The sequence below is a fragment of the Halalkalibacter lacteus genome (assembly GCF_036663595.1).
GTDB lineage: Bacteria > Bacillota > Bacilli > Bacillales > Bacillaceae_D > Halalkalibacter > Halalkalibacter lacteus.
In genome coordinates this window covers 1-269 of sequence record NZ_JAWRVL010000236.1, presented here as the reverse complement: position 1 = coordinate 269, position 269 = coordinate 1, and the positions used below count along the sequence as shown (strand labels likewise).

Below are 269 nucleotides of genomic sequence, written 5' to 3'. Positions count from 1 at the left end.
AAGTCCGCCACCAAGAAGTCGACCGGAAAGTCGGCCGCCAAGAAGTCCACGGCGACGAAGTCGGCGGCCAAGAAGTCGGCGGCCAAGAAGTCAGCGGCCAAGAAGTCCACGGCGGCGAAGAAGTCCACCGCGAAGTCGACGGCCTCGACGTCCGCCGCCGCCACGACCAGCGAGGCGGCGAAGCAGTCCTGATGGAGCCCGACCGCACGTACGCGGGACAGATCCCGGAAGGTGAGCGCGACGAGCCGGTGTCCGGCGACGACATCCCT

1 protein-coding gene is annotated in these 269 nt (G+C 67.7%); it reads right to left on the bottom strand.

Features of this window, described 5'->3' with window-relative positions:
• Positions 1-269, bottom strand: a 269-nt coding sequence (locus SAZ04_RS22220; protein ID WP_332699794.1) for a hypothetical protein, incomplete at both ends; no start/stop codon positions are given.